The 24864-nt window shown below is 34.3% G+C and carries 27 protein-coding genes and 1 pseudogene; 17 read left to right on the top strand and 11 right to left on the bottom strand.

What is annotated here, in order from left to right; genetic code table 11:
* Positions 1 to 183: 183 nt before the first annotated feature.
* From folE2 to BB045_RS11290, 3 genes are read right to left on the bottom strand one after another with little or no spacing between them, the layout of a single operon-like run.
* Positions 184 to 1062, bottom strand: coding sequence for a GTP cyclohydrolase FolE2 (folE2, locus tag BB045_RS11300; protein ID WP_075140778.1), 879 nt, complete (start codon positions 1060 to 1062; stop codon positions 184 to 186).
* Positions 1063 to 1076: 14 nt separating this feature from the next.
* Positions 1077 to 1742 carry a bacillithiol biosynthesis deacetylase BshB2 gene (gene bshB2 / locus BB045_RS11295; RefSeq protein ID WP_053017978.1) on the bottom strand — a complete coding sequence of 222 codons (666 nt, stop codon included), beginning with the start codon at positions 1740 to 1742 and terminating at the stop codon, positions 1077 to 1079.
* 13 nt (positions 1743 to 1755) lie between these two features.
* Entirely contained in the window at positions 1756 to 2118 is a 363-nt protein-coding gene (locus BB045_RS11290) for a YojF family protein (protein WP_178377509.1), read from the bottom strand.
* A gap of 269 nt (positions 2119 to 2387) precedes the next feature.
* On the opposite strand from BB045_RS11290, the gene hxlA reads away from it, so the two are divergent.
* The 7 genes and pseudogenes from hxlA to BB045_RS11255 all read left to right on the top strand — a co-directional run bounded on the left by hxlA (position 2388) and on the right by BB045_RS11255 (position 8467).
* A complete protein-coding gene (gene hxlA, locus BB045_RS11285) occupies positions 2388 to 3020 on the top strand; it encodes a 3-hexulose-6-phosphate synthase (protein ID WP_075140776.1) in 633 nt (210 codons plus the stop codon).
* Positions 3021 to 3022: 2 nt separating this feature from the next.
* On the top strand, positions 3023 to 3571 hold the full coding sequence (hxlB, locus tag BB045_RS11280) for a 6-phospho-3-hexuloisomerase (RefSeq protein ID WP_053025353.1): 549 nt from the start codon (positions 3023 to 3025) through the stop codon (positions 3569 to 3571).
* A 182-nt stretch (positions 3572 to 3753) separates the two neighbouring features.
* Positions 3754 to 5139 carry a long-chain fatty acid--CoA ligase gene (locus tag BB045_RS11275; RefSeq protein WP_075140775.1) on the top strand — a complete coding sequence of 462 codons (1386 nt, stop codon included), beginning with the start codon at positions 3754 to 3756 and terminating at the stop codon, positions 5137 to 5139.
* Positions 5136 to 6281 carry an acetyl-CoA C-acyltransferase gene (locus BB045_RS11270; RefSeq protein ID WP_075140774.1) on the top strand — a complete coding sequence of 382 codons (1146 nt, stop codon included), beginning with the start codon at positions 5136 to 5138 and terminating at the stop codon, positions 6279 to 6281. Before BB045_RS11275 ends, BB045_RS11270 begins: the two co-directional genes overlap by 4 nt.
* A complete protein-coding gene (locus BB045_RS11265; protein ID WP_075140773.1) occupies positions 6250 to 6630 on the top strand; it encodes a hypothetical protein in 381 nt (126 codons plus the stop codon). The genes BB045_RS11270 and BB045_RS11265 overlap by 32 nt, the downstream gene beginning before the upstream one ends.
* Positions 6620 to 6880 carry a hypothetical protein gene (locus BB045_RS11260; protein ID WP_053022759.1) on the top strand — a complete coding sequence of 87 codons (261 nt, stop codon included), beginning with the start codon at positions 6620 to 6622 and terminating at the stop codon, positions 6878 to 6880. Before BB045_RS11265 ends, BB045_RS11260 begins: the two co-directional genes overlap by 11 nt.
* 193 nt (positions 6881 to 7073) lie before the next feature.
* Positions 7074 to 8467 (top strand): annotated as a pseudogene (locus tag BB045_RS11255) (MFS transporter).
* A 350-nt stretch (positions 8468 to 8817) separates the two neighbouring features.
* On the opposite strand, the gene vraX reads toward BB045_RS11255, so the two are convergent.
* Positions 8818 to 8988 (bottom strand): C1q-binding complement inhibitor VraX, encoded by a 171-nt coding sequence (gene vraX / locus BB045_RS12205; RefSeq protein ID WP_046309718.1) that lies wholly within the window; start codon positions 8986 to 8988, stop codon positions 8818 to 8820.
* Between the two features lie 250 nt (positions 8989 to 9238).
* Positions 9239 to 10069, bottom strand: coding sequence for a bifunctional hydroxymethylpyrimidine kinase/phosphomethylpyrimidine kinase (gene thiD, locus BB045_RS11250; RefSeq protein WP_075140772.1), 831 nt, complete (start codon positions 10067 to 10069; stop codon positions 9239 to 9241).
* A gap of 139 nt (positions 10070 to 10208) precedes the next feature.
* Between thiD and BB045_RS11245 the strand changes: the two genes are divergently transcribed.
* From BB045_RS11245 to BB045_RS11230, 4 genes are all read left to right on the top strand, one after another.
* Entirely contained in the window at positions 10209 to 10868 is a 660-nt protein-coding gene (locus BB045_RS11245; protein ID WP_075140771.1) for a uracil-DNA glycosylase, read from the top strand.
* Positions 10869 to 11252, top strand: coding sequence for a DUF5327 family protein (locus tag BB045_RS11240; protein ID WP_075140770.1), 384 nt, complete (start codon positions 10869 to 10871; stop codon positions 11250 to 11252).
* Positions 11253 to 11279: 27 nt separating this feature from the next.
* The gene (locus BB045_RS11235) at positions 11280 to 11648 is read left to right on the top strand and encodes a DUF423 domain-containing protein (RefSeq protein WP_160380486.1); all 369 of its coding nucleotides are present in this window, start codon (positions 11280 to 11282) and stop codon (positions 11646 to 11648) included.
* 126 nt (positions 11649 to 11774) lie between these two features.
* Entirely contained in the window at positions 11775 to 13253 is a 1479-nt protein-coding gene (locus BB045_RS11230) for an APC family permease (RefSeq protein ID WP_053028199.1), read from the top strand.
* Between the two features lie 70 nt (positions 13254 to 13323).
* Here BB045_RS11230 and BB045_RS11225 read toward each other — a convergent pair whose 3' ends face one another.
* From BB045_RS11225 to hemQ, 3 genes are all read right to left on the bottom strand, one after another.
* Entirely contained in the window at positions 13324 to 13776 is a 453-nt protein-coding gene (locus BB045_RS11225) for a threonine/serine exporter family protein (protein ID WP_011276662.1), read from the bottom strand.
* 12 nt (positions 13777 to 13788) lie between these two features.
* Positions 13789 to 14556, bottom strand: a complete 768-nt coding sequence (locus BB045_RS11220; protein ID WP_053028189.1) for a threonine/serine exporter family protein — start codon at positions 14554 to 14556, stop codon at positions 13789 to 13791.
* A 748-nt stretch (positions 14557 to 15304) separates the two neighbouring features.
* Positions 15305 to 16054: a hydrogen peroxide-dependent heme synthase gene (gene hemQ, locus BB045_RS11215; protein WP_075140769.1), complete on the bottom strand. Its 750-nt coding sequence runs from the start codon at positions 16052 to 16054 to the stop codon at positions 15305 to 15307.
* A 173-nt stretch (positions 16055 to 16227) separates the two neighbouring features.
* Between hemQ and pta the strand changes: the two genes are divergently transcribed.
* The 6 genes from pta to BB045_RS11180 all read left to right on the top strand — a co-directional run bounded on the left by pta (position 16228) and on the right by BB045_RS11180 (position 22538).
* Positions 16228 to 17217 (top strand): phosphate acetyltransferase, encoded by a 990-nt coding sequence (gene pta / locus BB045_RS11210; RefSeq protein ID WP_075140768.1) that lies wholly within the window; start codon positions 16228 to 16230, stop codon positions 17215 to 17217.
* Positions 17217 to 18059 (top strand): lipoate--protein ligase family protein, encoded by an 843-nt coding sequence (locus BB045_RS11205; RefSeq protein WP_075140767.1) that lies wholly within the window; start codon positions 17217 to 17219, stop codon positions 18057 to 18059. The genes pta and BB045_RS11205 overlap by 1 nt, the downstream gene beginning before the upstream one ends.
* A 928-nt stretch (positions 18060 to 18987) precedes the next feature.
* Complete coding sequence (gene mvk / locus BB045_RS11195) at positions 18988 to 19911, top strand: mevalonate kinase (protein WP_070581317.1); 924 nt, start codon at positions 18988 to 18990, stop codon at positions 19909 to 19911.
* Between the two features lie 4 nt (positions 19912 to 19915).
* The gene (gene mvaD / locus BB045_RS11190) at positions 19916 to 20899 is read left to right on the top strand and encodes a diphosphomevalonate decarboxylase (protein ID WP_070581316.1); all 984 of its coding nucleotides are present in this window, start codon (positions 19916 to 19918) and stop codon (positions 20897 to 20899) included.
* A gap of 12 nt (positions 20900 to 20911) precedes the next feature.
* Entirely contained in the window at positions 20912 to 21988 is a 1077-nt protein-coding gene (locus BB045_RS11185) for a phosphomevalonate kinase (RefSeq protein ID WP_037571202.1), read from the top strand.
* A gap of 208 nt (positions 21989 to 22196) precedes the next feature.
* Complete coding sequence (locus tag BB045_RS11180; RefSeq protein WP_011276654.1) at positions 22197 to 22538, top strand: YuzB family protein; 342 nt, start codon at positions 22197 to 22199, stop codon at positions 22536 to 22538.
* Between the two features lie 130 nt (positions 22539 to 22668).
* On the opposite strand, the gene BB045_RS11175 is transcribed toward BB045_RS11180, so the two are convergent.
* From BB045_RS11175 to hypR, 3 genes are all read right to left on the bottom strand, one after another.
* A complete protein-coding gene (locus BB045_RS11175; RefSeq protein WP_049426256.1) occupies positions 22669 to 22872 on the bottom strand; it encodes a cold-shock protein in 204 nt (67 codons plus the stop codon).
* 232 nt (positions 22873 to 23104) lie between these two features.
* Positions 23105 to 24427 carry a hypothiocyanous acid reductase MerA gene (gene merA / locus BB045_RS11170; RefSeq protein ID WP_075140766.1) on the bottom strand — a complete coding sequence of 441 codons (1323 nt, stop codon included), beginning with the start codon at positions 24425 to 24427 and terminating at the stop codon, positions 23105 to 23107.
* Positions 24414 to 24854 (bottom strand): redox-sensitive transcriptional regulator HypR, encoded by a 441-nt coding sequence (hypR, locus tag BB045_RS11165; protein WP_053019393.1) that lies wholly within the window; start codon positions 24852 to 24854, stop codon positions 24414 to 24416. The genes merA and hypR overlap by 14 nt, the downstream gene beginning before the upstream one ends.
* Positions 24855 to 24864: the final 10 nt, after the last annotated feature.

Genomic DNA, 24864 nt, shown 5'->3' with positions numbered 1-24864 from the left:
ATTTCCTGAGTGGATTAAATTAGATATTGTAACGTCGACTGAAAAAATATTATTTAAAGAATTAAAAAAAACACTGATCAATACAAGAAGAAATTATGTAGATTTTGGTATAGCATTTGATAGTCAAAGGCAGTTGTCACATTTGAAATGTGTGACAACTGCCTTGTTATTTATATGCTACGATTATTTTCTATATTTTAATTTCGCAAATGCATCATGTTGGTGAATAGATTCTTCGTTACGACATTCAATGTCAAAACCATCTATCCAATCAAATTCTACCAAGTCAGCAGCGATAAGACGAATTAAATCTTCGACGAATCGTGGATTTTCATAAGCGCGTTCTGTAACACGTTTTTCATCTGGACGTTTCAAAATTGGGTATAAGATTGAACTTGCATTTGCTTCCATAGCATCTAGAATTTTATTTTTATAATCATCAACAACCTGGTTGTTTTTATCTAAATAAACTTTAACTGTAACTACACCACGTTGGTTGTGGGCTGAATATTCACTGATTTCTTTAGAACATGGGCATAGTGTTGTTACAGTTGCTTCAATTGTAATTTCTTTACGTGTAATTTGGTCTTGTTCAATGGCTAATCCGTAAGTGACATCGGCATTGCCTACTGCTTTAATGTTCGTTACTGGACTAAAGCGATCAAAGAACCATTTACCCGAAACATCAACACCTGCTGAGTTCTGTTTCATGTTTGTTTGTAATGTACGTAATACTTGATATAGTGTATCGAAATTCAACTCTAAACCATTGCTGTAATGTTTTTCTACGCTTTCTAGAATACGGCTCATGTTAATGCCTTTTTCATCTTGATTTAAGCTCGTTGAAAAGCTAAATTGTCCCGCCGTTTGGAAACGATCAATATTAACGGGGTAAATTAAATTTTTAATGCCGACTTCTTCGATTTCAAATAAGAAATTTTTATGTGTACTTTGTAAGTCAGTCATTTCATTTTTAGTTGTTGGTTTTGTACCTTTGATTGGGTCAACTGAGCCAAAGTGTTTCCAACGACCCTCACGTGTGGATAAATCAAATTCAGTCATTGTTTACCTCCCCCTTAAGATTCAAAATGATATGTCCAATATGGTTCAACGTCTAAGAAACTTTGTGTTTCGCCACCGACTTCTGGACTCGCTAATTGTTTTAAAAATGGACCAGTTTGAGATGCATGTGCTTCGAAAGCTTTCAATTTAAGATCTCGATATGCACGAATATCGTTTAATATATCTGGTTCGCCTAGTATTTCTGGTGCATCATTACTAAACGCTACAAGTTGTAAACGTGGTCGTGCTTCTTCAGGCATACGTCCTACGGTTCTTACTACAGCTTCGGCTGTTGCTTCATGGTCGGGATGAACAGCAAATTTAGGATAGAAAGAAATAATCACTGATGGATTTGTTTCTTCAATCAACTTTTTAACCATGTCATCCATTTGTTCATGAGGCTCAAATTCAACAGTTTTATCACGTAATCCCATTTTACGTAAATCGGTGATGCCAATAATCTTCATTGCTTCTTCTAATTCACGCTCACGTATATCAGGTAGTGATTCTCGAGTTGCAAAAGGAGGATTACCTAAATTACGTCCCATTTGTCCTAATGTTAGGCATGCATAAGTGACAGGAATGCCGTTATCAATATAACTTGCAATCGTTCCAGCTGATGAGAAGGTTTCATCATCAGGGTGTGGGAATATCATTAACACGTGTCTTTCATCTTTCATGAATAAACCTCCTCTATACTGTAAATGGCTTTTCACTAATCTCGATTGTGGCAGCCAATTGTCCTTCATAGTTAAATCCTGCGATTAAAAATTCGTTGTTGTTATTGATTTCGTAATGCGTTAGTCCTTGAACATAGACCCAACCTCCGTCACGAAGTTTTAAACCTACTCTATAGGGGTCTTTCTCTCCACCTTTAAGTTGTGCATGTTCATATGTGATTTGTATATTTCTTAAAAATGTACCCGCATTAAAGACACGTTGATCGAAATGATTTGCATATGCACCATTAGTCGTTTCAACGTGTAGGTATACAGGTTTATTTTCGAATGATGTTAATAATTGTTGTACTTCTTCAGCGTTAATGAGTTCCAACACTTTCACTCCTTGCAACCATACAATATGTTTATCTATTTATTTTACTAAAAAGAAGAGACTAATTGTACATCTCTGCTCAATTTATTAAGAAAAAGTGGTAATTATACCTTTAAAGAGTTGATTTACTGTAAGTATTATATGAGATTAGTGAGTAAATTGTTAGGTTTAGGAGTATTGTTTAAAAATTTATAAGACGGGTAGACAAATGAACGTGAAAGATAATATAAGAACTGAAGATATATCACTTTAGTAATGAAAGGATGTTTGCATTGGAATTACAATTAGCAATCGATTTATTAAACAAAGAGAAAGCAGCAGAATTAGCTAAAAAAGTTGAGGAATATGTAGATATCGTAGAAATTGGTACGCCAATCGTAATCAACGAAGGTTTACCAGCAGTTCAACATTTAGATGAAAATATTAACAACGCTAAAGTATTAGCTGACCTTAAAATTATGGACGCAGCAGACTATGAAGTAAGCCAAGCAATTAAATTTGGTGCAGATGTTGTAACAATCTTAGGTGTGGCTGAAGACGCTTCAATTAAAGCGGCAGTTGAAGAAGCACATAAACATGATAAACAATTATTAGTTGATATGATTGCGGTACAAGATTTAGAAAAACGTGCAAAAGAATTAGATGAAATGGGTGCTGACTATATTGCAGTACACACTGGATATGACTTACAAGCAGAAGGTCAATCACCATTAGACAGTTTACGTACTGTTAAATCTGTCATTAAGAATTCTAAAGTTGCTGTAGCTGGTGGTATTAAACCAGACACAATTAAAGATATTGTTGCAGAACAACCTGACTTAGTTATCGTTGGTGGCGGTATTGCTAATGCTGATGATCCTGTAGAAGCTGCTAAACAATGTCGTGAAGCGATTGAAGGTAAGTAATTATGTCTCAATTTACTAATTACAAATTAATTCTTGAAGAATTAGATCATACGTTATCTCATGTTCAAGATGAACAATATGACCGCTTTGCAAATGATGTAAATGGTGCGCAAAGAATCTTCACTGCAGGTAAGGGCCGTTCAGGATTTATGGCAAATAGTTTTGCTATGCGACTCAATCAACTTGGTAAAGAAGCATTTGTAGTAGGTGAATCAACCACACCTTCTATTAAAGAACACGATTTATTTGTTATTTTATCTGGTTCGGGTTCAACTGAACATTTACGCTTATTAGCTGAAAAAGCACAATCATTAGGTGCTAAAGTTGTATTATTAACAACCAGCCCTGATTCTCCAATTGGTGAGTTAGCTGAAACAGTAATTGAGTTACCAGCTGGCACAAAACACAATGTTGAAGGGTCTGAACAACCATTAGGAAGCTTATTTGAACAATCATCATTATTGTTCTTAGATAGCGTGGTTCTGGGCTTAATGGAAACATTTGATATAAGTGAAGAAGAAATGCAAAATAATCATGCTAATTTAGAATAAATAGTATTTATTTAATCCAATCGATTCCCTTAAAAGGCATCGATTGGATTTTTTAATAGATTAATAAATGACATATCGCTTTTATGGAAAATTCTTAATGTAATAGCAAGTGAGTTATATTAAAAATAATGTTAACATAATATAAAGTGAAGTTAACATTTAAGTACGGAAGAGGTCATATCATGCTAGAAATCATAAAGCGACTTGAATATTACGCTAAGGTTCAGCCTCAATCCATAGCACTGCAAATCGATGATGAAATTGTAAATTATGAGAGTTTATACCAAAAAATATGTGATTGCACTTTGAATTCACCAAAATTTAAGCTTGGAAGTAGGGTGGCACTATTAAGTGACTCTCCAATAGTAAATATCACAAATTATTTTGTTATTTTAATGATGGATGGAGTTCCATGTTTTTTAGATAACAAATGGTCACGCGACACTATTGATAAACTTATAGAAAATTATCATATTGAATATATAACGACTGCTGTCGGAAAGTTTAAACGTACAACATCATTTGGTACATATGATAAATATATAAGTGAGCAATTAAAAGTGGATGACTTGTTACATATTGGATATACATCTGGCACTACTGGCTTACCTAAAGCTTATTATCGTAACGAACATTCATGGATTGCATCTTATGTTGAAAATGAAAAACTTATATATAACTATGAAAAAGCTCTCGCTGCACCAGGTCCACTCGCACATTCGTTATCGTTATATACATGTATTTTCGCATTATATTCAGGTAGAACTTTCATTGGACAACGACAATTTGATGCAAAACGATTCATTTCCATATTAAATGAACAACATTCTAATATCGCGCTTTTTCTTGTACCAACCATGTTGCATCAATTACTGAATGTAGATACGACTATCACACACATTAAATCTATATTTTGTAGTGGTGCGAAACTGTCAGAATCATTGTTTAAAACCGTGTCCCAACAATTTAAAAACGCAAATATAATTGAATTTTTTGGAACATCTGAAGCAAGTTTTATTACGTATAACTTTAATCAAACATCACCAACTAACTCTGTTGGTCAAGTATTTCCTAATGTTTCAATTAAACTTGAAGCGCAAGATAATCGGAAAATAGGTTTATTGAAGGTTCAAAGTAATATGATTTATTCAGGGTATGTCGATGTTGAAGTGGTGCAACCTCATAGCTGGATTGAAACCGGAGATTATGCATACATACAAAATAATCAACTTTATTTAGTAAGTCGTAAAAGTGACCGACTTATTATTGGGGGTAAAAATATATATCCTAATGTAATAGAACAGCAAGTGAAATCATTAGATGGAATTGAAGAAGCGGTTGTCGTTGGTGAGCCACATAGACGATTTGGAGAAATTGCAGTATTAATTTATGTAGGAAATCAAGAACTTGATTATAAGACATTGAGACGGTATTTACGACAAACGTTATCAAGATATGAAATTCCTTCAAAGCTTGTAAGGGTAAAAGATTTGCCATTTACCAATAGTGGCAAAGTAGCACGTAACACTGTTCAAACATTATATTTAGAGGGAGCGTTTAAAGTATGAAAGAAGCAGTTGTAATATGGGCTAAAAGAACACCGTTTGGTAAATATGGTGGTGCGTTAAGACATTTAGAACCTGAAGCGCTGTTGTTACCACTTTTTCAAAATTTGAAGCAAACATTTCCTGAAGTAATGGATCAAGTGGATGATGTTGTATTAGGTAATGTTGTAGGGAATGGTGGTAATGTTGCGAGAAAGTCGTTACTAGAAGCCGGGTTAAATCATCGAATTCCTGGCATAACTTTAGACCGTCAATGTGGCTCGGGTTTAGAAAGTATCATTTATGCGTGTCGAATGGTGCAATGTGAGGCTGGGAAAGTGTTCATTGCTGGTGGCGTAGAGAGTACAAGTCGTGCACCATGGAAAATTAAGCGTCCTCAATCTGTCTATGAAATGCAATTACCACAATTTTTTGAGCGTGCATCATTTGCACCTGAAGGTCAAGATCCAAGCATGATAGAAGCAGCTGAGAATGTCGCGCAACATTATAATATATCTCGTAATGATCAAGACTTATTTGCAGCACGTAGTCATCGGTTTGTGGCAACGCATTTTAATAATGGTGATATTAATCGTGAGATTGTTCCTCTTACAATTAAAGGAGCGTTGTTTGATAGGGATGAAAGTTTAAAGCCAAATCTGACTGAGGCGCGTTTACACAGATTACGTCCAATATTACCAAATGGTACAGTTACAGTTGGTAATAGTTGCATGAAGAATGATGGCGCCGGAATAGCTTTAATTATGGAAAAGGAAATGGCTGTGGCAATGGGGATTAAATGGGGAATGTTGTATAGAGATGCTGTTACAACAGGTGTGGATCCAACCTTATTAGGGATAGGTCCAGTACCCGCAGTTTCTCAATTATTGAAAAGGCAGAAATTAAATATTGAAGATATATCAGCCATTGAACTGAACGAAGCATTTAGTTCTCAAGTGCTGGCATCTATAAATGAGTTGCATTTAGGTTTGGACAAAGTAAATCAATGGGGAGGTGCGATTGCTACTGGACATCCATATAGTGCTAGTGGCGCGGCATTAGTTGCTAGATTATTAAACTTACCTAATTGGCAATATGGAATTGCTACGATGGGTATAGGAGGAGGTATAGGAAATGCAGTACTCTTTGAAAAGTGGCGCCAATGAAACAAGAGAGTTTAAGTTTCATTCCGAGGATGTCCGAATTTATTGTAGTGTAATAGGGAAGGAATATGACGGCACAGTACCACCGCTAATGTGTGCAAAGTTATGGCCTAAATTTAAAATGTTTCAAATCTTTAAAGGTGAAGCAATACGATTAGTACGTACTAATGTTGAAATGTTTGAAAATTTAGAAAGTGATATACAATATTGTGCATATTTAACGCATAAAAAATCTGAAAAAGTAAAGCGATTTAACCGCTTTATTTTTAAATTGGAAATTAATAAAAATAATAAAATATGTATGATTATCGAACAAACGTTTATTTCAGAGGATGGAATATATGGTTTTTAATAGGAAAATAGTAGAACAGTATTTAGCAATTGTAGATGACGAAAATCCGATTCATGAGTATATCGTTCCGGGACAATTAATTGTTGAAAAGGTATTTTCTATGATGGATGATCAATGGGCTAGCTATAAAGTTAAGTATGTTCAAACCACTGATATCAATGAATTAATAGATTTTGAAGTGGTTGAAAACGAACGGATTATTGTTTCGAATAAAGTTAATGGGGTAAAACTAGTTATAATTAGAAATTGATAAAATTATTAATTTTTAATTATAACTTTTTTGTTTTTATTAAAATTATGTAAGCGTGTACAAAAAGAAGGTTGTTAAATTCTGTAAAATGAATAATATTGTATTTTTGAAATTCATAAAATTTTTAGTAATTTGACAACATTCATTAGGTCTGTATAATTATGTAACATAAATAGAAGGAGCGTTACAGGTCATGGATTTTAAAAAAGATAGAATTAACATGGTCGATGGGCAAACAGCGAAGAAAACTGTATTTGCCACGGGTATTGGTAACGCCATGGAATGGTTCGACTTTGGTGTCTATGCGTACACTACGGCATATATCGGAGCGAATTTTTTTCGCCAGTACAAAACCCACAGATTTAACAAATATTTACATTTGCAACATTAGCAATTGCCTTCCTATTACGACCAATAGGTGGGATAGTGTTTGGAATCATTGGTGATAAGTACGGTCGTAAAGTTGTATTGACGACGACTATTATTTTAATGGCTTTATCAACATTAACGATAGGTGTTTTACCAAACTACGATATGATAGGATTATGGGCACCAGCGCTCTTACTGCTCGCTAGAATATTACAAGGATTTTCTACTGGTGATGAATATGCTGGAGCAATGACATATATTGCTGAAATTTCACCAGATAAGAAGCGTAATAGTTTAGGTAGTGGTCTTGAAATTGGAACTTTATCGGGTTATATCGCAGCTTCAATTATGATCGCATTATTAAGTTTCTTCTTAAGTGATGCACAAATGGAAGCGTGGGGTTGGAGAATTCCATTTATATTAGGTTTATTCCTTGGTTTATTTGGACTTTATTTACGTCGTAAACTTGAAGAATCTCCAATCTATGAAAATGATGTAGAAACACCAGCACGTGATAACATAGGATTCTTTACAATTATTTGTTATTACTTTAAAGATATCTTAGTATGTTTCGTAGCAGTTGTATTCTTCAATGTAACTAACTATACAGTTACTGCTTATTTACCAACATACTTAGGACAAATTGTTGAAATTGATGAAACAACTACAAGTGTGTTAATTACATGTGTTATGGCAGTAATGATTCCGTTAGCATTATTCTTCGGTAAATTAGCGGATAAAATTGGTGAGAAGAAAGTATTTTTGATTGGTACTGGTGGTCTTACACTATTAAGTATTGTGGCATTTAGTTTACTCAATACAAAATCATTACCATTCATTATACTTGGTGTGTTTATTTTAGGTTTCTTCTTATCAACCTACGAAGCAACAATGCCTGGTTCATTACCAACAATGTTCTTTACACATATTAGATATCGTACATTAGCAGTTACATTTAATATTTCGGTTTCACTATTTGGTGGTACAACACCGTTAGTTAACTCATGGTTAGTTGAATCAACTGGTAACATTTACGCACCAGCGTATTATTTAACTGCTATTAGTATTATCGGCTTTATTGTGATTGCGGTACTGCATGTAAGTACAGCAGGCAAATCACTTAAAGGTTCTTATCCTAATGTTGACAATAAAAAGGATTTAGAATTTTATGAATCAAATCCTAAAAAAGCATTATGGTGGATTAAAGTTAAGAAATAATAAAAACGCATAATAATTATCAATTAAACACATTGATGCACGTTCGCATCAATGCGTTTTTTAATTCATTTAACTTTAAATAGAAGTACTATAAATAATTAGCGACGTAAAAATATAGCGTAAATGTTAGCAAAGCTTAAAGTTACTCTCTAAGCATACGAGGGGGGACAATCCTCGTCTAACATCGACGCTATTTAAATAAGGTGAGTTTAGGAATGATTAATGACTTATAAAGTTACTTATAGTATTAGGGGGCATAAGAACTTTAAAATCAATTTTGGGAATAATTCATCTGTTTGAATTCTCAATTTGGAAAACACTTTTACTGTACTTCGTGTTGTACAAATGACTTAATAACTTAGTTTCATGTTATCAAGGTCATTTTCTAGTAGAGAGAGCAATTTATAGATTTCATTCTTGTTAAACGTTTCATCAAATTTTACCGTAATTGTCTTGAAGGTTTTCGTAATGATTTCGTACATTGGGATACCATTCTCTATATTTTGCTTGTAGATAATCATGATGTGTAATTCCTCCTTTGTCTCTCTACACTTAATATAGTAAAGTAATTTTAAAATAAAAACATGAGTCCAAGGTACCAACTTTGAATACAACGTATAGCCTATCACTTTCTACGACTTAATACCTAGAATTTATAATAAGCCTAAATTAATGTGAATGACTTAAATAAAATAGCTCCTCAATGAATGGTCTTAATAAAGACTTTATTGAGGAGGTTAATTTGAGTTTATAAAAATTAAGTGTTTACTATTAAACTTCTGTTACGTCTACATCGATGTGTTCAACACGATTATAGGCACCATGATCTACTGGACCTACGAAGTCATTCATTTTCCAGCCATTTTTAATTGCTGAAGCAACAAATGCTTTGGCACTAATAACAGCTTCTTTAGGTGATTTACCATTAGCTAAGTATGCTGTTGTAGCGGCTGCGAATGTACAACCGGCACCGTGGTTGTAGCTTTGTTGGAACATATCTGTTGTTAATTGGTAGAACGTATTACCGTCATAGTATAAGTCGTAAGATTTATCTTGATCTAACGCTTTACCACCTTTAATAATGACGTTTTGAGCGCCTTGATTAAAGATGATGTCTGCTGCTTTCTTCATGTTTTCGATTGAAGTTAATTTACCTAAACCAGAAAGTTGGCCTGCTTCAAATAAGTTAGGTGTCACAACAGTTGCTTTTGGTAATAAATATTCAATCATTGCATCAGTATTTCCTGGGTTAAGTACTTCATCTTCACCCTTACATACCATAACAGGATCTACTACGAAATATTGTGCGCCTGACTCTTCAAATGCTTCTCCAGCACGTTTAATGATTTCTTGAGTACCTAGCATGCCAGTTTTAACAGCATCTGGAGCAATTGAAATCGCTGTTTCAAGTTGCTTTTCAAATAAATCCATTGGAAGTGGTGTCACATCATGAGACCAAGTTTCCTTATCCATTGTTACAACAGCTGTTAAAGCGACCATGCCGTATGTGTCTAATTCTTGGAATGTTTTAAGGTCAGCTTGCATACCAGCTCCCGCACTTGTATCTGAACCTGCAATTGTTAATACTTTTTTTAAAGCCATGTAAATTCACTCCCGACAATTTCTAATCTATGTCTTATAATATCACGTTTATCAGACTACGTGCTAGCTTGAAGTAATGGATAAAATCAATAACTGATTAGGTTAGCATTATGTTAAAATATGGCTTGAGGTGAAAATGATGGAATGGTCAGAAATATTTCATGATATTACGGAACGACACGATTTCAAAAAGATGCACGATTTTTTAGAAAAAGAATATACAACACAAACCATTTATCCAGATAGAGACAATATTTATCAAGCCTTTGATTTAACACCTTTTGAAGATGTGAAAGTGGTTATATTAGGTCAAGACCCTTATCATGGACCGAATCAAGCTCATGGTTTAGCGTTTTCTGTGCAACCTAATGCTAAATTCCCACCTTCTTTGAGAAATATGTATCAGGAATTGGAAGATGATATCGGGTGTCATCGGACATCACCACATTTACAAGATTGGGCTCGTGAAGGTGTCTTGTTATTAAATACTGTTCTGACGGTTCGACAAGGACAAGCACACTCGCATAAGGATATTGGATGGGAAACATTTACAGATGAAGTGATTCAAACTATTTCGAAACATCGTGATGATGTTGTATTCATATTATGGGGCAAGCCTGCACAACAGAAAATTAAATTAATTGATACATCAAAACACTATATTATTAAATCGCCACATCCAAGTCCGTTATCGGCTTATCGTGGGTTCTTTGGTTCTAAACCATATTCAAAAACTAATGATTATTTAGTATCTAAAGGTAAATCACCTATCAGTTGGTGCGAGAATGGGGAGGCTTAAATGAATAGAGCGCAAGTGATTCAATTAATTGAACATGAGTTAGTGCAAGCTGATGAAGCTACTAACGAGCAACAATTCGAAAAACATATGTATGCGATTCATACATTAACATCGATATATGCTAATGACGTAAGTAAGACAGCGTCATCAAAATCACAAGGTCAGGATTTTACAAATACTATGACTACGTCATTATCAAAAGTAAATCAAAGTTCAAACACATCATCGTCACAAGGTAAATCCAAAGTGACTGCTGCAGAAATTGAGGCGATGGGTGGAAAAGTTCCAGATTCAATGAAATCGTCACAGAATAATAGTTTGCCATCTAATACAATGGTAACGGATGATGAAATTGGTAATGGTGAATCAATATTTGATTTTTAAACTGAATGAGGAGAATGAGTGTATATGATGAAATTATTTATAATACTAGGTGCGCTATGTACAATGATGTCAGTTGGTACTGGGGCATTTGGTGCACATGGTCTTGAAGGTAAATTATCGGACAAATATATGTCAGTATGGGAAAAAGCAGTGAATTATCAAATGTACCATGGATTAGGATTAATCATAATTGGTGTTATTAGTGGTACAACATCTATTAATGTGAATTGGGCAGGTTGGCTCCTCTTCCTAGGTGTGGTGTTTTTTAGTGGTTCGTTATATATATTAGCTTTAACACAAATCCGTATCTTAGGAGCGATTACGCCAATTGGTGGTTTATTATTCATCGCGGGTTGGTTAATGCTTATTATCTCTACATTTAAATTTGTAGGTTAAAATTTAACATAATTTATCAAATTTATTAGTTTTATTTAAAATTGTAAAGCACTTATATTGTGTCAATAGTATAGATTAAACAACTCACCTTTTGGGTATATAGCATATCTGAGGTGAGTTTATTTTATGAGTAAAAATAATCAAAATCAGGATATAGATAGAGGCGATTTGAAACAGAACCTCTCTGAAAAGTTTGTTTGGGCTATTGCTTATGGCTCATGTATAGGTTGGGGTGCTTTTATTTTACCTGGAGATTGGATTAAGCAATCTGGTCCAATTGCTGCTTCTATAGGTATCGTAATTGGTGCATTATTAATGATACTCATTGCAGTAAGTTATGGGGCTTTGGTAGAAAAATTTCCAGTTTCAGGTGGCGCCTTTGCATTTAGTTACTTAAGTTTTGGTAGATACGTTAGTTTCTTCTCATCATGGTTTTTAACATTTGGTTATGTATGTGTTGTTGCACTTAATGCAACGGCATTTAGTTTATTAGTAAAATTCCTACTTCCAGATTTGTTGAATAATGGGAAGTTATACACGATTGCAGGATGGGACGTTTACATAACCGAAATCATTATTGCCACTGTGTTATTGCTTGTCTTTATGCTAGTAGCAATCCGTGGTGCAAGTGTATCAGGTTCATTGCAATATTACTTTTGCGTAGCTATGGTTATTGTTGTGTTGCTTATGTTTTTCGGTTCGTTCTTTGGAAATAATTTTACATTTGAGAATTTACAACCATTAGCTAATCCTAAATCAGGTTGGTTCACATCTATAATTATGATTGTGTCAGTAGCGCCTTGGGCGTATGTTGGCTTTGACAACATTCCTCAAACTGCAGAAGAATTTAACTTTTCACCTAATAAGACATTTAAATTGATAGTGTATAGTTTGTTGGCAGCGTCACTGACGTATGTCGTAATGATTTTATACACAGGTTGGTTAAGTACTAATAATGCAAGTTTAAATGGTAACTTATGGGTAACAGGTGCTGAAACACAGTCAGCATTTGGTTATATTGGTTTAGGTATATTAGCTATAGCGATTATCATGGGTATATTTACAGGTTTAAATGGATTTTTAATGAGTGCAAGTCGATTGTTATTCTCAATGGGGCGTTCAGGCATTATGCCAACAGCTTTTAGTAAATTGCATTCTAAATATAAGACACCATATGTAGCGATTATCTTTTTAGTAGCTATTACATTAATTGCACCTTGGTTAGGTCGTACTGCATTAACATGGATTGTTGATATGTCGTCAACTGGCGTATCAATTGCTTATTTTATTACATGTTTATCTGCAGCTAAGTTGTTCAGTTTTAATAAAGAAAGTAATACGTACGGACCTGTTTATAAGACATTTGCCATTTTTGGTTCGATTGTATCATTTATTTTCCTTCTGTTATTGTTAGTGCCTGGATCACCAGCATCGCTTTCAATGCCGTCATATATTGCCTTAGGTGGATGGTTAGTAATTGGACTGATTTTCTTCGTTATCCGTTATCCTAAATTGAAGCGAATGGATAATGATGAATTAAGTCGATTAATTTTAAATCGTTCTGAAAAAGAAGTTGAAGATATGGTAGATGATACTTATAAATAATTTAACTTTAAAAAGCGCGGGCTCTAGGGAGCCACGCGCTTTTCTAATATCAAGAATAGTATAAATGATGTTATATTCTTTTTCGTGTTCTTGCAAAACCAGATAATATAATTTTAGAAATTTGGTCTGCAAATAATAAGCCGAGCGCAATGGCGCCAGCAATGAGTGTTACTTCAAGCATTGTATTAATCGCTTTACTAAAGTCTAATAGTACTAAATTCTTAGTAGCATCGAACGCTAGACCACCAGGTACAAGAGGAATAATTCCAGGTACCATGAAGATAATTGCCGGTTCTCTCTTTGTACGAGCCATATAGTGACTAATTAAACCTAACGCTAAACTTCCGAAGAAACTTGAGTAGATCGTATGTGTGTTTAAACCTTGATAAAAAAGAATGTAAACCATCCAACCACATGCTCCTACAAATCCACAAGAGAGATAGAGTTTCCTAGGCGCATCGAAGATCACACAGAAAAAAAGTGAAGCGGTATAACTAAAAATTAAGTTTAATATCCAAAACATTCATTCCCACTCCTAAACTAAGATTAAAACTGAGCCAACGCCAGCGCCAATACCAAAAGCAGTGACGAGTGCTTCTAAGGACTTCGTTGTAAACATAAGCATGTGTCCACCAAATAGATCTTGAATGGCATTTGTTATAAGTACTCCAGGAACAATAGGCATTACAGAGGCAATAATAATTGTTGCAAGATCACCTGTGGGTAATAAATAATGACCAAGTACTGATATAATTCCAATAACGAGTGACCCTAAAAATTCTGGAATAAATTGCGCATGTAAACGTCTATCTAGTATTTCAACTACAAGATAACCTAAGCCACCCGCTAACAATGCAGTGATAACATCGACAAGTTTACCATCCTGTAAATATAGGAAACTAATAGTAATAATGGCAGCAGCAATTCCCTTGAATAGTAAACTACTATCACGTTTAGCAACATATATATTCTCAAGTTTTAATTTAGCTTCTTCTAGTGTAATTGCACCTTTTGTGATTAAGCGAGAGATTTCATTTGTTTGAGAAATTTTAATGAGATTCGTGTCACGTGAATTAATTCTAAAAATTCGAGGATAAGATTCATTATGTAATGTAAATTGAATAACAGTATTGGTAACAAAGCTATTACTCTCAGGATAGCCTAATTTACGTGCAATACGTGTCATTGTATCTTCAACACGTGTACCTTCAGCACCGGACTCCAATAATATGCGTCCAGCCATCATGACAACGTCTTTAATTAATTTTTCATCTGCATTTTCGTGTATTTGTGTATTATCCATTTCATCACCATTCGTTAAGATGTACTCATAATTATAGTCAATGAGTCTAAGATATAAAAGTCTTTTAGGTTTATGATACAAAATTAAAGTAGCTAATTGAAGTAAGCACGCTTATATTAAAAGTTTCTAAGCTCTGATTCACTCTTATAAAAAGAATCTCACACATTAAGTATGTTTGTGTATAACAAATGTCTAGAAAATCCGCGCTTTAAAATGAAGAAACTATAACAATTAAATGTTAAAATATTAAAAAGAGTGTACATTAATCGTTATAGTATAATGTTGCAATACATTTAAAATAAAAAAATATACAAACTCATTCTATAATGTTTCAAAATATTACAATTTGGTTAAATAATAATTAGTTAGCAATTTATGAATAATATTGGGTAGCGACAATATTTCCATAGTTGTTAATGTTCAGAGTAGTAATTAAGTTCTCCCAAAACACATACTACACTATAATAGCCTGAGGCATAGTAAGTGCCTCAGGTTATCGTTGTTTTAAAACCTATTTAAATGTGGCGATTGATAGCTATTCCCTAAATATTCGTTTATTAAACTATTATCAAAATAAGATATTGTGGGCATTTATAAAGTTTGGCACGTCATCTTTGTTAGAGACACATTAGAGTTCCATTATCAATTTATTTCTATAAATAAAAAGTTCCCTTCAAAGCCATGTTCAAGCAAGCTTAGAAGGGAACAAGTTATGAATATCACAAAATAGATTTATATAATAGAAAGTTTAAATAGCAAAAAAGTGTTCGAAATCATCTGTTTTTAAGATGTGACCAATATAGAAACCACCAAATTCTCCATATCTAGCAGTTGTCTCATCAAAACGCATTTCGTATACAATTTTCTTGAATTGTAGTACATCATCAGAGAATAAAGTTACGCCCCATTCAAAGTCATCAAAACCAACTGACCCTGTGATGAATTGTTTGATCTTACCTGCATATTGTCGACCAATCATACCATGGTTATACATTAATTTCTTACGTTCTTCCATTGGTAACATATACCAGTTATAAGTCTCATTACGACGTTTATCCATTGGATAGAAACAAATATACTCTGTTCTAGGTAATTCAGGATATAGTCTCGCTCTAACATGTGGGTTTTGATATGGATCTTCATCAGACTTACCTGCTAAGTAATTACCTAATTCAATCACTGATACGTATGAGTATGTTTGAATAAAGAAATCAGCAATACGAAGTTTATTGAGTTCATTTTCAATTTCATTAAGTTCTTTCATTTCTGGACGTAAGTACCATAATAGAATGTCAGCTTTTTGACCTGTAATATTATATAGCGCATAGTCGCCAGCTTGTTGTTCTCTAGCACTAGCTTTATCGTTAATGAATGTCTTGAATTCATTGATCATAGCTTCACGTTCATCCTCAGGCACTAGTCTAAGTGTTGCCCAATCTACAGCATAAAATAAATGAAGACTGTACCAACCATCTAAAGTTTCAGCTGCTTCACTCATGTGTATCGCTCCTTCAAAATTGATTATTATTATTTAATACAGACTAAATTTTATCATAAAGAGAATTAGTAAACATACTTAAATGATTACAAATTAGTGAAATGGAAATATCACTATAAATACAGTATAATTAGAGTGCAAAATATTATTATGAAATTATTTAGGAGGGCATTATGTCTAGTTTATTAGATGTATTACAAGAAAAACTTTCAGGAAAAAATGTCAAAATCGTATTACCTGAGGGTGAAGATGAGCGTGTGTTAACAGCTGCTACACAATTACAAGCAACTGACTATGTAACACCTGTAGTTTTAGGTGACTATGACAAAATCAACTTATTAGCTAAAGATAAAGGATTAGATGTTTCAGACATCGAAATCATTAATCCATCTACAAGCGAATTAAAACCAGAATTAGTTAAATCATTCGTTGAACGCCGTAAAGGTAAAGCAACTGAAGAACAAGCTGATGAATTATTAAATAACGTTAACTATTTCGGTACGATGTTAGTTTACGCTGATCATGCTGACGGGTTAGTAAGTGGTGCAGCACATTCAACTGGAGATACTGTTCGCCCTGCATTACAAATCATTAAAACGAAACCAGGCGTATCTAAAACTTCTGGTATCTTCTTTATGATTAAAGATGACCAACAATATGTATTCGGTGACTGTGCAATTAACCCAACATTAGAATCATCTGATTTAGCAGAAATCGCAGTTGAAAGTGCGAAATCAGCTAAAAGCTTCGGCATGGACCCACGTGTTGCTATGTTAAGCTTCTCAACTAAAGGTTCAGCTAAATCTGACGATGTTGATAAAGTAGCAAATGCAGTTAAATTAGCTCAAGAAAAAGTAGAATCTGAAGGCTTAACAGACGTTGTAATTGATGGTGAATTCCAATTTGATGCTGCTATTGTACCTTCAGTAGCTGAAAAAAAAGCGCCAGGCGCTAAAATCCAAGGTAATGCAAATGTCTTTGTATTCCCAAGTTTAGAAGCAGGTAATATTGGATACAAAATTGCTCAACGTTTAGGTGGTTTTGACGCAGTTGGTCCTGTATTACAAGGTTTAAACTCACCTGTTAACGACTTATCACGCGGTTGCTCAACTGAAGACGTTTATAAATTATCAATCATTACAGCTGCTCAAACATTACAATAATGGACTTAGCGAGTAAATACTTTAATGATATCGATTGGCGCTATGTAGATCATTCGTCCGGTTTAGCGCCAATGCAATCATTTGCTTTTGACGATACGTTTTCAGAAAGCGTAGGTAAAGATTTATCATGCAATGTGATCAGAACATGGATTCACCAACATACCGTTATTCTCGGTATTCATGATTCGCGTTTACCATTTCTTAAAGATGGTATTCAATATTTAACTGATGAAATAGGTTATAACGCAATTGTGAGGAATTCGGGGGGGCTCGGTGTCGTGTTAGATCAAGGAGTATTAAATATCTCACTTATTTTCAAAGGTCAAACGGAAACGACAATTGATGAAGCATTTACAGTAATGTATTTATTGATTTGCAAAATGTTTGAAAATGAAGATGTAGAGATTGATACACGAGAGATTGAGCACTCATATTGCCCAGGAAAATTTGATTTAAGCATTGATGGTAAAAAGTTTGCCGGCATTTCACAGCGTCGTGTACGTGGTGGCATTGCAGTGCAAATATACCTTTGTGTTGAAGGATCAGGTTCAGAACGCGCGGAAATGATGCGTGTCTTCTATGAACATGCACTTAAAGGTGAAGTAACCAAATTTAAATATCCGGATATACAACCGGAATGTATGGCATCACTGGAAACGTTATTTGGGCGAGATATTAAAGTCCAAGATGTGATGTTCCAATTATTACACGCTATTAAAGATTTAGGTGGCAATCTGAATATGGATTCAATCACTGAAGATGAATGGACACGTTATGAAGGTTACTTCGACAAGATGATAGATCGTAATGAGAAGATGAATCGTTCAATAGAATCTAATTAAGCGTGAAACAACTTTTAAAATTGAAAATTTGATACAGTTAAAGAGGCTGGGACAAAATAAAATGTCTCAGCCTACTTTATCATGTTGTCAGTAGCTGACTGGTTTGAAAATGCGCTTGAGTCAAGCGTTTTTTCAAACCTAGTCATCCTTGCCTGGTAGGCGGGGCGCCAGCAAAGAGAATTTCCTAAAGAAATTCTACAAGCTAAGCAAGCTGGGGTTCGGGGCCCTAGCAAAGAGAATTTCCTAAAGAAATTTTACAAGCTAAGCAAGCTGGGGTTCGGGGCCCTAGCAAAGAGAATTTCCTAAAGAAATTTTACAAGCTAAGCAAGCTGGGGTTCGGGGCCCCAGCAAAGAGAATTTCCTAAAGAAATTCTACAGGCTAAGCAAGCTGGGGTTACAACGAAATAAATTCTGAGAAAATATTATTTCTGTTCTACTCCCTTTTCATTTGAAATAATGTAAATTTTGGGGGAATTATATATCAAATTTATTATAAATTGCTATATTCCTATTACTTTTTATAGTAATATAGTTTAGGTGGATTAATATCAAAACGATGTAGATTGTGTATCATTTTAATATATTGATGGTGGAAATTGATCAAGAACTAAGGCCATCTTAATTAAAAGACTAACATGGCAGTATGTTAGGGATTTTAATTTTAGGGTATAAATATTTTTAAGTTTTAAAGTTAAATTAACTGAGTCTATCTTTTATTCAAGTCGAAAAAGGTTGCAAAAAATGTGGATAGACTATGACATGCAATTATAAAGTTAATTTGCGTACACACTACGATAAAAGGTCAGTAATTTAAATAGAAATTGACATAGGCATTTATAGAGTTGGAAGATTTAGGATATATGCATGATAAGTATATCCACTGACCTCGAAAATAATTTTTCAGAAAGAATATTAAAGGTGAGATATCATGGTACAACGTGGCTATGGGGAGTCTAACGGCAAAATAATATTAATCGGGGAGCATGCGGTAACATTTGGTGAACCTGCAATTGCGATTCCGTTTACTTCAGGAAAGGTAAAAGTCTTAATCGAAAGTTTGGAAAAAGGTAATTACTCAGCGATACAAAGTGATGTCTATGATGGACCACTTTATGATGCGCCAGAACATTTGAAATCTTTAATTGGACATTTCGTAGAGAATAAAAAGGTAGAAGAGCCATTATTAATTAAAATTCAAGCAAATTTACCACCATCTAGAGGTTTAGGATCAAGTGCAGCCGTTGCTGTCGCTTTCATAAGAGCAAGCTATGATTATTTAGGTTTACCACTAACTGATAAAGAATTATTAGAAAATGCAGACTGGGCAGAACGTATAGCTCACGGTAAACCAAGCGGTATAGATACTAAGACTATCGTTACGAATCAACCTGTTTGGTATCAACAGGGCGAAGTTGAAATATTAAAGACCTTAGATTTAGATGGTTATATGGTAGTTATCGATACAGGTGTTAAAGGTTCTACTAAACAAGCAGTCGAAGATGTGCATCAATTGTGTGATAATGATAAGAATTATATGCAAGTTGTTGAACATATTGGTTCTTTAGTGTATTCAGCAAGTGAAGCGATTGAGCATCATAGTTTTGATCAATTAGCTACAATCTTTAATCAATGTCAAGATGACTTGAGAACATTGACTGTGAGTCATGACAAAATAGAAATGTTTCTTCGCTTAGGAGAAGAGAATGGGTCAGTTGCTGGCAAACTAACAGGTGGTGGCCGTGGTGGTAGTATGCTTATCTTAGCTAAAGAATTGCAAACAGCTAAGAATATTGTCGCTGCAGTTGAAAAAGCTGGTGCACAACATACATGGATTGAGAAGTTAGGAGGATAAACCATTGAAAAAGAGTGGTAAAGCACGCGCACATACGAATATTGCACTGATTAAATATTGGGGTAAAGCTGATGAGGCATTAATCATACCAATGAATAACAGTTTGTCAGTTACACTAGACCGTTTTTACACTGAAACGCGTGTAACATTTGATGAAACATTAACAGAAGATCAGTTGATTCTTAACGGGGAAGCTGTAAACGCTAAGGAAAGCGCTAAGATTAAACGTTATATGGAAATGATTCGTAAAGAAGCTGGGATTTCAGAACATGCGCTTATTGAAAGTGGGAATTTTGTTCCAACAGCTGCAGGATTAGCTTCGTCAGCAAGTGCATATGCTGCATTAGCTGGTGCGTGTAATGAAGCTCTACAATTAGGTTTGTCTGATAAAGATCTTTCACGTTTAGCGCGTCGTGGATCTGGTTCAGCATCTCGTAGTATTTATGGTGGATTTGCTGAATGGGAAAAGGGACATGACGATGAATCTTCGTTTGCACACCGTGTTGAAGCGGATGGCTGGGAAAATGAACTTGCTATGATTTTTGTTGTTATCAATAACAAATCTAAAAAGGTATCCAGTCGTTCAGGTATGTCACTTACACGTGATACGTCACGTTTTTATCAATATTGGTTAGATAACGTTGAACCAGATTTGAAAGAGACTAAAGAAGCCATTGCTCAAAAAGATTTCAAGCGTATGGGTGAAGTTATTGAAGCTAATGGTTTACGCATGCATGCAACTAATTTGGGAGCACAACCTCCATTTACATATTTAGTACCAGAAAGTTATAATGCTATGCGTATCGTTCATGAATGTAGAGAAGCGGGGTTACCTTGCTACTTTACAATGGACGCGGGACCTAACGTTAAAGTATTGATTGAAAAGAAAAATCAACAAGCTATAGTAAATAAATTCTTACAAGAATTTGATCAATCACAAATCATCACAAGTGACATTACCCAATCAGGAGTCGAAATAATTAAGTAAGGAAGAGATATAATGATTCAGGTGAAAGCACCAGGAAAGCTTTATGTAGCAGGTGAATATGCAGTGACTGAGCCAGGATATAAGTCTGTCTTAATTGCGGTCGATCGATTTGTTACAGCTTCAATTGAAGCTTCTAATGCAGTAACAGGTACGATTCATTCCAAGACATTACATTATGAACCTGTAACGTTTAATCGCAATGAAGATAAAATTGATATCTCCGATGCTAATGCTGCTAGTCAATTAAAGTATGTTGTAACTGCAATTGAAGTTTTCGAACAATATGTGAGAAGTTGCAACGTCAAATTGAAGCATTTTCATTTAGAAATCGATAGTAATTTAGATGATGCTTCAGGTAATAAATATGGGCTTGGTTCTAGTGCGGCAGTTTTAGTGTCAGTCGTCAAAGCATTAAATGAGTTTTACGATATGCAATTATCTAACCTATATATTTATAAACTTGCAGTCATTTCTAATATGCGATTACAAAGTTTAAGCTCATGTGGTGATATAGCTGTAAGTGTATATAGTGGCTGGCTAGCTTATAGTACTTTCGATCACGATTGGGTCAAACAACAGATGGAAGAAACATCAGTTAATGAAGTATTAGAAAAAAATTGGCCGGGTCTTCATATTGAACCTTTACAGGCCCCAGAAAATATGGAAGTCTTAATCGGTTGGACAGGTTCGCCTGCTTCATCACCTCATTTAGTAAGTGAAGTGAAACGCTTAAAATCAGATCCTTCTTTTTATGGAAGATTCCTTGATCAATCTCATACATGTGTTGAAAATCTTATCTATGCGTTTAAAACAAATAATATTAAAGGTGTTCAGAAAATGATTCGACAAAATCGTATGATTATTCAACAAATGGATAATGAAGCGACAGTCGACATTGAAACTGAAAATTTAAAAATGTTATGTGATATTGGAGAACGTTATGGTGCTGCTGCCAAGACATCAGGTGCTGGCGGTGGCGATTGCGGTATCGCCATTATTGATAATCGCATTGATAAAAATCGTATTTATAATGAATGGTCATCACATGGTATTAAACCGTTGAAATTTAAAATTTATCATGGACAATAATAATATAAACTAATAAATGAGTAGGACGAAATTCAAATGTTGAATCAGTGTCTTGCTCTTTTTTTGTTACGGCTGAGAATGACTTTTAATGATAGGCTTGAATTTTCTTGTAAAAGGAGTAAAATAATTAGAGTTAAATTCATTGATTCGTATTAATATGCTTCAATATTTAGGATAGAAACGACAATATAGAAAGGTAGGTGGCAAGGTGAAAAATAAATTTTTAATATGTGATGAATGTCAGGCGGTAAATATCAAAACTTTGAAAAGAAAATTAGAAAAATTAGATCCAGAAGCAGAAATTGAAATCGGCTGTCAATCTTATTGTGGCCCTGGACGTCGAAAAACCTTTGCCTTCGTCAATAATCGACCACTTGCTGCGCTTACTGAAGACGAATTGTTAGAAAAAGTCACAGCTCAGCTAAAAAAACCAAGAGATCCGGAAGAAGAAGAACGACTAAGAAAGCGTAATGAGGAACGTAAACGCCGTAAAGAAGAACAAGATCGAAAGCTAAAAGAGAAATTAGCTAAACGTAAGGCGATAAAATAGAGGAATTAAGTTATATTATAAACTTAAGCTATGAGTGTATTCTAATCTGAATATTGTCGTAGCTTTTTTATTGTAATAAAAAAAGCACTTAGAAGACATTTATCTTCTAAGCGCTTAATTAGGTCTAATCCTATGACATTACAACAACGTTAGTTGCTTGTTCGCCACGTTGACCTTCAGTAATATCGAAGTCAACTTTTTGACCTTCTTCTAAAGTTTTGTAACCTTCACCAGCGATACCGCTGAAGTGTACGAATACGTCACTTCCGTCTTCTCTTTCGATGAAACCAAAACCTTTTTCTGCGTTAAACCATTTTACTGTACCGTTATTCATATAGAATACCTCCATGTGCTTTTGCACGAATATTTGTAACAAATTCATTTATAAAAAAGAGAGTATTCTAGACAAACACACTACATTTAAATTCACGAGCTTTTATTACGTTAGATTAACTATAACTGTTATTTATTAATAAGTAAAGCTTTTTATTTTTAAAAATATTGATAAGTTGAATTTATATCTTTTGAAGTACTAGTATGACAGTATTTTAATAAATAAAAAATTTTTAAATATTAAACAAATCATTAAAGGATTCTACTATAGTTAGGTGGGTATAAATAGTATCCCTTAGAACTTGGTAAGGTATATGTTGATCAATTGCTAACTTAATTAAATTAATAATTTCTTCTGATTCTTTGCCATAAAGTGTAGCACCTAAAATTAAATCAGTATCTTTATCGATAATAACTTTGAAAATGCCGCGAGCGTCATTATTAATCTTATGTCTCGGAATTTGAGCGACAAGTAATGTATTTTCAATATAATTATAGCTTTGAGATTGAGCTTCTTTAGCTGTTAAACCTACTCGAGAAAATGGTGGATCAATAAAGACAGTGTAAGGAATTGTACCACGGTTAAGTGTAGTACGCGATTGGTCACCATATAGTGTAGATTTTAGAATTCTAAAATCGTCCAGAGAGATATACGTGAATTGTAGTCCGCCTTTGACATCTCCAACAGCATAAATATGTTCGACTGAAGTTTGAAGGTGCTCATTCACTTTGATTTCACCACGTTCACCAAGTTCAACATCAGTTTGTTCAAGCGCTAAATCAGTATTAGGTATACGACCTGTAGCTATCAATACAGCGTCAGCTGAGAAATTGCCTTTAGAAGTTACAATTGTCGTTTGGTTGTTTTCATTTTTAAATTCTAGCGTTTCTGCATTTGTGACAAAGGTAATCCCTTTGTCCTCTAAATCTTTAATTGCATGTGCAACCACGTCTTGATCTTCACGTGGCATGATATGTTCGCCGTGTTCTATAACTGTTACTTTTGAGCTGAAATTAGCAAACATTGAAGCAAATTCTAAGGCGATATAGCCACCACCGATGATTACTAAATGCTTAGGTCGATATGAAATATTCAATAAACCTTGTGAATCAAATAAATGTTTAGCACTTTCGATACCCGGGATAGATGGAATATTCGATTTTGCGCCTGTATTAACAACAATGCTATCCGCAGTTAAAGTATGTACAATAGCACCATCCTCGTCTAGTAGATTAACTTCAGTATTAGATTTGAATTGCGCTTTGTAATTGAATACTTCAATGTTTGTATCATTTGCTAAGTTATTATAGTTTTTCTTATTTAGTGCGCTGACTACGTCTTTTTTTCTTGAAAAGGCAGTGTCAAAATCGATGCTGTCAATCCCATCATGTACGAGTACTTTAGAGGGTATACAGCCGTGGTTTATGCATGTTCCTCCAAAGTTGTCTGAGGATTGTTCTACTAAAGCGACGTGTTGACCTTGTGATGCCACGTACTTGGCAAGTGTTTTTCCTGCTTTACCGAAACCAATAACTAATAAATTAAAATGTGTCATTTAATGTGTCCTCCTGAAGTGTATCTTTAATTACGTCGTTAATTGTCAAGTTACGATAAAAGTTGAGCGCTAGTGCAGTTTCTTGCTCTTTGTATTTATTCATAGTGGTTGCGATATTTCTAGAGATTGTACAATGGCTTTCTTCGCTACCAGTAAAAATACGTTGTGTTGGTAATTTATCTAACACGAAAAGTTGATACAGTGTATCTAAGGTGATGGTTGGAGTGTGCGCATTAGCTCGATAGCCACCACCTTTTCCACGAATTGAATCTATATATTGTTGATTATTAAGTGTAGTGGTAACGCGTCTTAGTTGTACAGGATTAAGACAGGTAAGTTCTGCTAAATCCTGGCTATTGAATTGTTCTTCGGAATGCTTAGTAAGAAAGCTTAGCACGTGTACTGCAATGTTGAATTCTAAATTCATAATATACCGC

Origin of the sequence: Staphylococcus sp. MB377 (assembly GCF_001922505.1) — a bacterium.
Taxonomy (GTDB): domain Bacteria; phylum Bacillota; class Bacilli; order Staphylococcales; family Staphylococcaceae; genus Staphylococcus; species Staphylococcus haemolyticus.
This window is presented reverse-complemented; position numbering and strand designations above follow the sequence as displayed.

Excerpts from the sequence above, each read along its gene's own strand:
- folE2 (WP_075140778.1), bottom strand. The coding sequence starts at position 1,062 with ATGACTGAATTTGATTTATCCACACGTGAGGGTCGTTGGAAACACTTT.
- bshB2 (WP_053017978.1), bottom strand. The coding sequence starts at position 1,742 with ATGAAAGATGAAAGACACGTGTTAATGATATTCCCACACCCTGATGAT.
- hxlB (WP_053025353.1), top strand. The coding sequence starts at position 3,023 with ATGTCTCAATTTACTAATTACAAATTAATTCTTGAAGAATTAGATCAT.
- BB045_RS11275 (WP_075140775.1), top strand. The coding sequence starts at position 3,754 with ATGCTAGAAATCATAAAGCGACTTGAATATTACGCTAAGGTTCAGCCT.
- BB045_RS11270 (WP_075140774.1), top strand. The coding sequence starts at position 5,136 with ATGAAAGAAGCAGTTGTAATATGGGCTAAAAGAACACCGTTTGGTAAA.
- BB045_RS11265 (WP_075140773.1), top strand. The coding sequence starts at position 6,250 with ATGCAGTACTCTTTGAAAAGTGGCGCCAATGAAACAAGAGAGTTTAAG.
- BB045_RS11260 (WP_053022759.1), top strand. The coding sequence starts at position 6,620 with ATGGTTTTTAATAGGAAAATAGTAGAACAGTATTTAGCAATTGTAGAT.
- vraX (WP_046309718.1), bottom strand. The coding sequence starts at position 8,988 with ATGATTATCTACAAGCAAAATATAGAGAATGGTATCCCAATGTACGAA.
- thiD (WP_075140772.1), bottom strand. The coding sequence starts at position 10,069 with ATGGCTTTAAAAAAAGTATTAACAATTGCAGGTTCAGATACAAGTGCG.
- BB045_RS11245 (WP_075140771.1), top strand. The coding sequence starts at position 10,209 with ATGGAATGGTCAGAAATATTTCATGATATTACGGAACGACACGATTTC.
- BB045_RS11240 (WP_075140770.1), top strand. The coding sequence starts at position 10,869 with ATGAATAGAGCGCAAGTGATTCAATTAATTGAACATGAGTTAGTGCAA.
- BB045_RS11235 (WP_160380486.1), top strand. The coding sequence starts at position 11,280 with ATGAAATTATTTATAATACTAGGTGCGCTATGTACAATGATGTCAGTT.
- BB045_RS11230 (WP_053028199.1), top strand. The coding sequence starts at position 11,775 with ATGAGTAAAAATAATCAAAATCAGGATATAGATAGAGGCGATTTGAAA.
- BB045_RS11225 (WP_011276662.1), bottom strand. The coding sequence starts at position 13,776 with ATGTTTTGGATATTAAACTTAATTTTTAGTTATACCGCTTCACTTTTT.
- BB045_RS11220 (WP_053028189.1), bottom strand. The coding sequence starts at position 14,556 with ATGGATAATACACAAATACACGAAAATGCAGATGAAAAATTAATTAAA.
- hemQ (WP_075140769.1), bottom strand. The coding sequence starts at position 16,054 with ATGAGTGAAGCAGCTGAAACTTTAGATGGTTGGTACAGTCTTCATTTA.
- pta (WP_075140768.1), top strand. The coding sequence starts at position 16,228 with ATGTCTAGTTTATTAGATGTATTACAAGAAAAACTTTCAGGAAAAAAT.
- BB045_RS11205 (WP_075140767.1), top strand. The coding sequence starts at position 17,217 with ATGGACTTAGCGAGTAAATACTTTAATGATATCGATTGGCGCTATGTA.
- mvk (WP_070581317.1), top strand. The coding sequence starts at position 18,988 with ATGGTACAACGTGGCTATGGGGAGTCTAACGGCAAAATAATATTAATC.
- BB045_RS11185 (WP_037571202.1), top strand. The coding sequence starts at position 20,912 with ATGATTCAGGTGAAAGCACCAGGAAAGCTTTATGTAGCAGGTGAATAT.
- BB045_RS11175 (WP_049426256.1), bottom strand. The coding sequence starts at position 22,872 with ATGAATAACGGTACAGTAAAATGGTTTAACGCAGAAAAAGGTTTTGGT.
- merA (WP_075140766.1), bottom strand. The coding sequence starts at position 24,427 with ATGACACATTTTAATTTATTAGTTATTGGTTTCGGTAAAGCAGGAAAA.
- hypR (WP_053019393.1), bottom strand. The coding sequence starts at position 24,854 with ATGAATTTAGAATTCAACATTGCAGTACACGTGCTAAGCTTTCTTACT.